A 10,156-nucleotide genomic window follows, 5' to 3' on the forward strand; every position below is an offset into this window, starting at 1 on the left:
AAGTAAATTTTCAGAAAATAATATAAAAATAACAAAATTCTCTTTTTAAATTTCTGTTTGTTTATTTAAAAATGTAAATTTAATATTAACCAACTATCCTATTTGTTATTATTTATTAATGAATACATTCTCTTATTTACATATACAACAAGGATATTCAATGTATATAATATATTATTCTTTAAAATCGCATTTTATTAAAATAGTATATTTATTTTTATATAAAAAGAATGACTCGAAAATCTTGATTTCATAGAAATCAATTTTGTCAAGTCATCTCCTGCAATGTTTATTAGCTACTTAAAATACTTTTATAAAAGAATTTAAGTATCAATAAACAACTGTCTATTAGTTCTCATATAAATTTTTATAGTTTAGAGCTTTTTAGGTAGTCCCTTTAAACTCAATATAAAATTTTAAAATTACCCTTTAGCGCTATCATTAGAAGTAAGTTCTAACTCATATAGTCTTTGTTCGCCGAAAGCGTATTTCTTAACATCGAAGTTTTTAATACGTTTATTTATCCAAGTAATGTCTGTACTCCAACTAAATGGTAACCATGCCGCTTCTTCTGCAAAATCTTTATCAAATTTTTTGTATGCCTCTTTTCGCTTAGTATCATCTAGCATTTCTTTTGAATTGATTGTTTCTAAATCTTTTTTAAGTACATCACTCATATATCTTTGATAATTAACTTTAGCTTTATCACTTAATAAACGTGCAGGGTTAGGATTAGTTCCTAAACTCCATGCTCCTTGGAATAAATCTATAGATGGATCATCACTTGTTACACGTTGTGTCCAATCTTTCGATGACATTAATTTTCCATCAGCTAGTTTTACATCTAATCCTACTTCTTTCCACGATTTTATAAATGCATCAGCAAGTGTTTGATCATAGTCTTGACCTGTATTACGGATTGCAAAGTTAAATGTTAGTTTTTTACCGTCTTTATCTTCTCTTAGTCCATCTCCATCAACATCTTTAAGCCCTGCTTCATCAAGAAGTTTTTTCGCTTTTTCTACATCTTTTTTAAATTTGAATCCATCTTTATCATAATAATCTTCTGAACGCGTCGGATAAATTCCTGAGTTTGTAGGTGTGAATCGAAGCCCTTTGTAGATTTTTTCATTTAATTGATCCCAATCTACCGCATAACCAAACGCTTGACGCACACGTTTATCCGCTGCTTTTGCATTTGGATTTACTTTAACTTCATTTTTATCTTTATCCCATACACCTAATTTAAATCCTACGTATGAAATATAAAAATCAGGTTGTCCTAGTAACGTTCCATTTGAATAATCTTTTACTGCACTCCATACATTTGGCGTTACTTGTGACATATAGTCAATCTCACCATTTTTTATTACAGAACTTGCTTGAGCTGGTGCAACTACTTTGTATTGAATTTCTTTTACTTTTACAGCATCTTTTTTATAGAAATATGGATTTTGTTTAGCAAGTACACTCTCACCATTTACTACTTTATCTAAATAGTATGGTCCATAAGATAATGGCTTAGTATTTAATTCCGCTTCTACAAATTTACTGAAGTCTTTTGATGCTGCAGCTACTTGATCTTTATTAAGGAATGTTGTAATAAATCCACTACCCCAAAGAAGAGCCGGTTTTACGTCTTTATATTGAATTACTACTGTTTTATCGTCTTTTTTAGTAATACCTGAAATTTTTTCAGCTTTGCCTTCGTGGTAATCTTTTAGACCTTCTATTGTTTCAAATTCGCTCTTATAACGAATATTATCTTTATACTTAGGGTTAGCCATAAGCTCATATGTTGCTATAATATCTTCTGCAACTACATCTTGATTATTACTCCATTTTAAATCTTTACGGATTGTAAGTGTTACTTGTTTTTTATCTTTATCTAAATGAAACTTAACCGGTGCATCTTCATCATCTTCTTTTAATTTATATGAATGGTCAAAAGCAAATGTATGTGCCATTGTGTCTTCCATTACTGCATTATCTGTTGCTTGCAGATGAAACACTGGGTTAAACATACCAGTTAGTGGATCCGCGCTTAAGATACCGATTTTTAATGTAGAACCACTTACTGCACTTCCACCATTATCAACCGATGTTTTAAATTCTACCGCTGGTTTACTTTCTTTTGATGATTTAGAAGATGTTGAACATCCTGCCAAAATGATTGATAACGCCATCGCTGAACTGAATACTTTTAAAAATTTATTTTTCTTCATCTTTTCCTCCAATATAACTTTAAATTACTAAAAATTAATAAGAATAAAATTTAAGACTAGGTATCTTCACTACATTAAAGAACGATACTTCGCCTTAGTATTATGTAAAATTGTAGCTCTACATATTTTATTAATGATATAGAAACGACTCAAAACTCATGATTTTAGAAAAACAATATATTATCGAGTCGCCTCCGCAAATTTTATTAGATATCCGAAAAGCTCTTATAAAGCGAATTTAGATATCAGTAAATCACTGTTTCTATAAGTTCTCATATACATTTTTTAAATTTAGACCCTTTGGATTAACCTCTCTAATAAATTTAAACAATATATTTACCTTTTCAAAAGGAGAAAGGACTGAAATCAAAACCTTTAATAAAGTTCTAATTTTTCGTCCCCTCCAAAATTAATTGAAAATAAAATGAAATATAAGTTTATTAGGGAGAATTCAACTAAGTACCCTTAGCTAAATCTCATACCTAAACTAGATTAGTTTTTCGCTGGTGCATCTGCAGTTAATTCTAATTTATAGATTGTTTGTTCACCAGTTTTTAGTTTCGCTAAATCGAATGTTTTAACACGTTTGTTAACCCATGTCATAGATTGTTGCCAGCTGAATGGTAACCATGCAGCTTCTTCTCTGAATTGTTTATCGAATTTTTGATATGCTTCTTTAAGTTTAGCATCATCAAACATGTCGCTACTTCCCATTGCAGTTAATGACTTATCTAATTCTTCAGTTGTGTGGCGTTGATAATTAAGTGGTGTTGTTTTACTTACTAATCCACCTGGGTTTGGATCACTTCCTAATCCCCAAGCTCCTTGGAAGATATCGATCGCTGGATCATCACCTTGAACACGTTGTGACCAATCTTTAGGTGCCATAAGTTTACCATCTACAAGTTTAACATCTAATCCTACTTCTTTCCAAGATTTAATGAATGTATCTGCTAATGTTTGGTCGAAGTCTTGTCCTGTATTACGGATAGCAAAGTTAAATGTAAGTTTGTTACCATTTTTATCTTCTCTTAAACCGTCTCCATCTTTATCTTTAAGACCAGCTTCATCAAGAAGTTTTTTCGCTTTTTCTACATTCTTAGCATATTTTTCACCTTCAGGATTGTAGAACATTTTAACACTTGGTGGATAGAATCCAGAACCAGTTGGTGTGAAACGTAATCCTTTGTAAACTTTTTCGTTGATTTGATCCCAATCTACCGCATAACCGAATGCTTGACGTACACGTTTATCTGCAGCTTTTGCATTTGGATTTACTTCTACTTCACCTTTTTCTTTGTTGAACTTACCTAGTTTGAATCCTACATATGAAATATAGCTGTCAGATTCTCCTAAGATTGCTCCGTTTTTCGCATCTTTAGTAGCATCCCAGATACCTGTAGTTAAACGGTCCATTAAGTCTACATCGCCGTTTTTAAGAACTGCACTTGCTTGAGCCGGCGATACAACTTTGAACTGAATTTCTGGAATTTTTACATCAGCTTTTTTGTAGAAATGAGGGTTAGCTTTCGCTAATACACTTTCCCCGTTTACTACTTTGTCTAAGTAATATGGTCCATAAGATAATGGTTTTTTATTTAAGTCTGCTTCAGCAAATTTAGTGAAGTCTTTTGATGCAGCATCTACTTGGGCTTTGTTTAAGAATTCTCCAATGAATCCATTACCCCATAATAATGCTGGTTTGATTTCTGTATACTTAAGTACTACAGTCTTGTCATCTTTTTTAACTACACCTGAGATATTTTTTGCTTTTCCATCGTGGTAATCTTTCATACCTTCAATTACTTCGTATTCATCACTGTAACGAACGTTTTCAGTATATTTAGGATTCCCCATTAACTCATATGTTGCAACGATATCATCTGCCTTAACATCTTCTCCATTGCTCCATTTAAGATCTTTGTGAATAGTTAATGTAACTTCCTTTTTCTCACGATCTACGTGGAACATGACCGGTGCTTCTTTATCATCTTGTTTTAGGCGGTTTGCATCATCAAGTGGGAAAGCCCCATTCATTGTATACTTCATTACATCATTATCTGTTGCCTGTAAAGCGAACACTGGGTTAAACATCCCCGTTAATGGATCTGCAGAAGCGATACCGATTCTTAATTGTTGACCACTAAGTGCATTCCCACCATTGTCTACAGCTGTCTTGAATTCTACAGCAGCTTTTGTTCCTTTATTTGTGTTACTTGCGCTTGAGCATCCTGCAAGTAACATTGTGAGAGCCATAGCTGAACTAACTACCTTTAACATTTTTTTCTTTTCCATTATCTTATCCTCCATGCTGTATTAAATACAGCCTTTCTTAAATATTATTTTTTAGCAATTATATCAAAAAAAAATATTTAAGTCAAGTAATTGTCAGAAAATTTTACAGTATTTTTTTACTTATTAGATTTTTTAAAAATTGATACCTTTTAATCACTAGAAATAATTATTATTTTCAGCATTACTACCATACTTCAACATATATCCTCTATTGTATCTTCTTAGGTTTAGAATACAAACTTTTATTAAGTACTAACACTCTTTTGGACATACTACTGTAACAATTACCTTAAAACAGTTATTACAAAATCATAGCTACTCCGTATTATGAAGTAAATAAAAAAGTCATGTAGAAAGTTTCTACATGACTTTTTAATATTATAATCTTTGTCTAGCATCTAAACTACGTCTCAATGCACCACCGATAGAGTTAATACATAAAACTATAATTAAGATAGAAAGAGCTGCTGGTAACCAAATATACATTTTGTTAATAAGTACGTCTGCATCTTTTGCGTAAGATAACATAGTACCAATACTTGGTGTTCCTGCTGGAAGACCGAATCCAAGATATGTTAAACCTACCTCAATACCCATATTAGCCGCTAATGATAATGTAGCTTCTACGATGATGATAGAACTAATGTTAGGTAAGATTCCTTGTAACATGATTTTCCAATCAGGTGTTCCCATAGTTTTTGAAGCTAATACATAATCACGACGTGATTCTGATAAAGCTTTACTACGTACTAAACGAGTTGAGCTCATCCATGCAAACGCTGATAAAATCAAGATGAACAGCACAAGTCCGTAATCACGTTTAATACTTACGAATACAATGATTACCATCAGTGTTGGAATAATTACCATAAAATCTACAAAACGCATTACTACATTATCAACACTTCCTCCATAGTACGCAATAACTAAACCTACAGCAGTACCAAATCCGATAGTTAATACTGTTACCGCTACTGCGATAAGAATCGAGTTAAGCATACCCATCATAAGCCATCCAAATACTGAATGTCCTCCAACATCTGTACCTAATAAGAATCCATCCTCACCAGGTTTTAAGAAAATATTTAATAAATCTACATCAAAGTAAGTACTATATACGCCACTTACACGAATGTAAATATTGAAAAGTACTACGAATATTAAGATAGCACTTAATGTAATTAAAGCTGTAAGTGCACCTTTATCTTTTTTAAACTCACGAGCTACAACTGAAAACCCAGAAGGAGTTTTAGTTATAACTTTTTCTTCTTTTGCTTTTGTCATCATTCAACTTCCTCCTAGTCTAATTTAATACGTGGGTCAACAATTGCCATGATAATATCACTTAAAGTACTACCAAGTAGTGTTAAGAATCCAGAGAATAACATTAATGTTGTTACAACACTATAGTCTCTATCTTGAATACTTTGATAGAACAATTGCCCCATTCCAGGGTAACCAAAAATTGTTTCTACGAAGATACCACCACTGAATAATCCAGTAATAGAAAATCCAAAGAATGCTGCAATTGGTAAAATAGAGTTTCTGAAGATATGTCCAGAATAAACTTTCTTAACTGGCACACCTTTAGAACGTGCTGTTTTTACATAGTCACTTTGTTTTGCATCAATAACTTCATTACGTAAATATTGAACAGTCGATACTGTTGATAATAATGCTAAACAGATACCCGGTAAAACTAAGTGTTGCAGTTTATTGATATAGTATGAGAATGTCCCTGGATCAAGGTTAACATCTACAGATCCACTTGTTGGGAACCATCCTAATCCAAAACCGAATAACGCAATCATAAATAAATATAATACGAATGATGGTATCGCTAAGAAGAAGAAGTTATAAAAGTTTACGAATTTATCGAATTTAGAACCGTTATAACGCCCTGCATACATCCCCATAGGAATAGCGATTGAATACATTAATAATGCCGTAAATAAAGACAAGTTAAATGTATTGAAAATTCTTTCTCCTAAAAGTGTACCAACCGATTTACCAGTAGTATAACTTAGTCCAAAATCTCCATGCATAAAGTTTTTTAACCAAGTTAGATATTGTTGATACCAAGGCTCATAGAATCCACTAGCTTGTCGAATAGCTTCAATTTGTTCTTGAGAGATCTTTGGATTTTCTGCAAGACCACTAAATGGATCCCCAGGCATAAGCTTAGCTAGACCAAACACTAATATACTAAGGATGAATAATTGTGGTATCATTACTAAAACACGTTTTAAAACTACTTTCCACATTACACTTCTCCTCCTTTCATCGCTACATAGTGTGTATCTGTTAATTTTTTAAGTGGATATACTCTTCCATCTTTGTCGAAATAATCATTATAATGTTTTTGATATTCTTCTTCAACAGCTTGTCTAATTTCTTTTACTTCTTTAGCTTTATCTAAGTTTGTACTTGGGATAGCCGCAATAAGACGTTTTGTGTAAATATGTTGTGGATTATTATAAATGTCCTCACGAGTTCCACGTTCTACTATACGACCACGGTACATGATATAAATATAATCACACATATGTTTAACAACACCTAGGTCGTGAGAAATAAATAGATAACTTATATTAAAGTCTCTTTGAATTTTTTTCATAAAGTTTAATACCTGTGCTTGAACTGAAAGGTCAAGTGCAGATACCGGTTCATCGGCTACTATTAAACGAGGATTACATGCAATTGCACGCGCAACCCCTATACGTTGACGTTGTCCACCTGAAAATTCAAATGGATATTTGTACAGTGCCTCTTCTCCCATACCAACTATATTAAGAAGTTCTAAGACTCTATTTTTAGTTTCTTCTTCAGATAAGTTATCAAAGTTATTAATTGGTTCTGCAATAATATCTATAATACGTTTCTTAGGATTTAAACTAGACATTGCATCTTGGAAAATCATTTGAACATCGCGATTATATTTAATTTTACTACGAGATGCTTTTTTAGTAACATCTTCATTTTTATAGATAATTTGTCCATTAGTTGCTTTTTCTAAACCTAGAACCACTTTACCAACTGTAGTCTTTCCACTACCACTTTCTCCAATTAGTCCATAAGTTTTTCCAGCCTCTATCTCAAGATCAACACCATCTACTGCATAAACATGATCTTTAATCGTATTGAAAAATCCACCACGAATAGGATAATGTACTTTTAGATTTTCAACTTTAAGCATTGTTTTCCTCCCTTTCAAATTCAAAGTTTTTATAACATGTGCAACGTACATGATGTCCTTCTTCTACTTCATGTAGCGTTGGATTGTGTTCGTGTTCTTCTTCTTTCACCCAAGGAATACGATTAGCAAAACGGCATCCTTGTCTATCTAGAGTTTTTAAAGAAGGCACCATACCTTGAATAACATAAAGTTCGTCTCCTACTTCCTCATCATCAATTTGAGGAATACTACGTAATAAACTACGAGTATATGGGTGTTTTGGATTTTTAAATATTTGTTCAGCAGTTCCAATTTCTACTACTTCTCCTGCATATAATACAGCTACTCTATCAGCCATTTCAGCAACGACCCCAAGATCGTGAGTAATTAAAATAATTCCTGCGTGCATTTCATCCTGAAGCCCTTTAACAAGGTCTAAGATTTGTGCTTGAATAGTAACATCCAGTGCTGTCGTTGGCTCATCTGCGATAAGAACACTTGGTTTACAGCTCATCGCCATAGCTATCATTACACGTTGACGCATACCACCTGATAATTCATGTGGATACTGTTTTGCACAACGTTCTGGGTTTGGAATACCAACCTGTGTTAATAACTCGATAACACGTTTTTGTCTTTCTTCCGCACTTAACTCCGTGTGATAAATTAATGCTTCTTCAATTTGTTTTCCAATTCTGTGTAATGGATTTAATGAAGAAAGAGGATCTTGGAAAATCATTCCAATATCTTTTGTTCTAATTTTATTCATTTCATCTTCTGTTAGGTCTAACAAATTCTTTCCATTGAAGATAATCTCTCCCGTAGACTTCGTTAAATTCTCATTATGAAGACGCATAATAGTAGTTGCTAACGTAGACTTACCACAACCACTCTCACCAACGATGGCTAATACTTCGTTTCTATATAGGTTCAAACTAACTTTATCAACAGCGTTAAAGTAATCATCTTTAATTCTAAATGCTGTCTCTAGATTTTTAATCTCTAATAGTTTTTCCATTCACCTATCTCCTTCCAATAACTTTCATATAAAAATAAATACAAATTCAAAACTTAATTTCTTGTGTTTAATATTGTTCTATAAATTATAACTTTTTTAAAAGATTATAATTTTAAAAAACGCATAATACTATATTATAAAATTTTTCGAAAAAAAGCAATAAAAAAGAAAAAATTCATAGTAAAAAAACTAGAATTTTCTGACTATTTAGAGATACTGCTTCAGCTTCCTATATAAAACATACCATTAATAAGCAAAGCATCTACTAATTTATCACTAACAATATTAGAGAATGGGAGTGACTCAAAAATCGTGATTTCGAAGAAATCAATTTTGTCGAGTCACCTTCGCAAAGCTTATTAGATATCTAAAAAGCTTTTATAAAGCGAATTTAGATATCAATAAACCACTGCGTCTATAAGTTATCATATACACTTTTTTAAAATTTAGGTCTTTTAGGTCAGCCACATTCTTCTAAATTTCTATAATTTTTGTCGGAATCACTGGATCAGTATCCATTATAACTATCTTATTATTACAATCTATAGTCTTATCCACCTCTAAAACACAGTTTATATCCTTGTTCTTAAGCGTCATATCCGCTGTCATACGAGCAAGTTCTTTAGTATTATTCTGTTCGCTTAAGTGAGCTAAAAAGACATTTTTTGTATTATCTCCTACTATTTTTGTTAAATAATTAGCAGAGTCTGTATTAGATAAGTGTCCCATATCTGATAGTATACGTTGTTTTGTTGACCACGGATAAGGTCCACTAAGCAGAACATTTTCCTCATGATTACTCTCATAAACAATCGTATGAGAGTCCTTTACATAATCAATCATCTTATCAGATACATACCCCGTATCTGTAAGGATACTTACTCTTTTCCCTTCACATTCGAAAGTGTAAAATTGCGGATTAATTGCATCATGACTAACTCCAAAACTATTAACAACTACATCACCAAAAATTTTGCTTTCCTCTTTTTCAAAATGAAACTTAAGATCTGAGCTAATTTCACCACACTTAGTCATATTTTGCCAAGTAAGTTTATTAGCGTACACAGGAATATTGTACTTTCTTGCTAGTACCCCTACCCCTTTAATATGATCAATATGCTCATGAGTTACAAAAATTGCATTTATATCTTTAATATCTCGCCCAATCTGTGCTAAGTTCTCTATTACTTTTTTCCCAGTCAGTCCAGCATCTACCAAACATCTAAAATTATTATGCTCTATATAGATACTATTTCCACTACTACTGCTGGCTAATACCGATAATTTCAAATTGCACCTCCATATCTAACTATATACTGCTACATTATATCATTTTTTTAAAAAATTTTTAAGATAAAAATACTTTAGAATATATAAAGTTTGCTTTCGGTACATTGTAAAATTAAGTGCATAAAAGAATATAGAAAAAAACATACAATAACG

The 10,156-nt window shown here is 32.0% G+C and carries 7 protein-coding genes; all 7 read right to left on the reverse strand.

Annotated features, from left to right (window positions below; translation table 11 throughout):
• Positions 1 to 422: 422 nt before the first annotated feature.
• The 7 genes from RWQ73_RS03150 to RWQ73_RS03180 all read right to left on the reverse strand — a co-directional run bounded on the left by RWQ73_RS03150 (position 423) and on the right by RWQ73_RS03180 (position 10,003).
• Entirely contained in the window at positions 423 to 2,225 is a 1,803-nt protein-coding gene (locus RWQ73_RS03150; RefSeq protein WP_314406658.1) for an ABC transporter substrate-binding protein, read from the reverse strand.
• Between the two features lie 492 nt (positions 2,226 to 2,717).
• The gene (locus RWQ73_RS03155; protein WP_314084650.1) at positions 2,718 to 4,520 is read right to left on the reverse strand and encodes an ABC transporter substrate-binding protein; all 1,803 of its coding nucleotides are present in this window, start codon (positions 4,518 to 4,520) and stop codon (positions 2,718 to 2,720) included.
• 378 nt (positions 4,521 to 4,898) lie between these two features.
• Complete coding sequence (locus RWQ73_RS03160) at positions 4,899 to 5,804, reverse strand: ABC transporter permease (protein WP_314406659.1); 906 nt, start codon at positions 5,802 to 5,804, stop codon at positions 4,899 to 4,901.
• A 14-nt stretch (positions 5,805 to 5,818) separates the two neighbouring features.
• Positions 5,819 to 6,784: an oligopeptide ABC transporter permease gene (gene opp4B, locus RWQ73_RS03165; protein WP_314084645.1), complete on the reverse strand. Its 966-nt coding sequence runs from the start codon at positions 6,782 to 6,784 to the stop codon at positions 5,819 to 5,821.
• Positions 6,784 to 7,716, reverse strand: coding sequence for an ATP-binding cassette domain-containing protein (locus RWQ73_RS03170; protein WP_314406660.1), 933 nt, complete (start codon positions 7,714 to 7,716; stop codon positions 6,784 to 6,786). Before RWQ73_RS03170 ends, opp4B begins: the two co-directional genes overlap by 1 nt.
• On the reverse strand, positions 7,709 to 8,713 hold the full coding sequence (locus tag RWQ73_RS03175) for an ABC transporter ATP-binding protein (RefSeq protein WP_314406661.1): 1,005 nt from the start codon (positions 8,711 to 8,713) through the stop codon (positions 7,709 to 7,711). The genes RWQ73_RS03170 and RWQ73_RS03175 overlap by 8 nt, the downstream gene beginning before the upstream one ends.
• A gap of 474 nt (positions 8,714 to 9,187) precedes the next feature.
• Positions 9,188 to 10,003: an MBL fold metallo-hydrolase gene (locus RWQ73_RS03180; protein ID WP_314406662.1), complete on the reverse strand. Its 816-nt coding sequence runs from the start codon at positions 10,001 to 10,003 to the stop codon at positions 9,188 to 9,190.
• Positions 10,004 to 10,156: the final 153 nt, after the last annotated feature.

The sequence above is a fragment of the uncultured Gemella sp. genome (assembly GCF_963525875.1).
Taxonomy (GTDB): domain Bacteria; phylum Bacillota; class Bacilli; order Staphylococcales; family Gemellaceae; genus Gemella.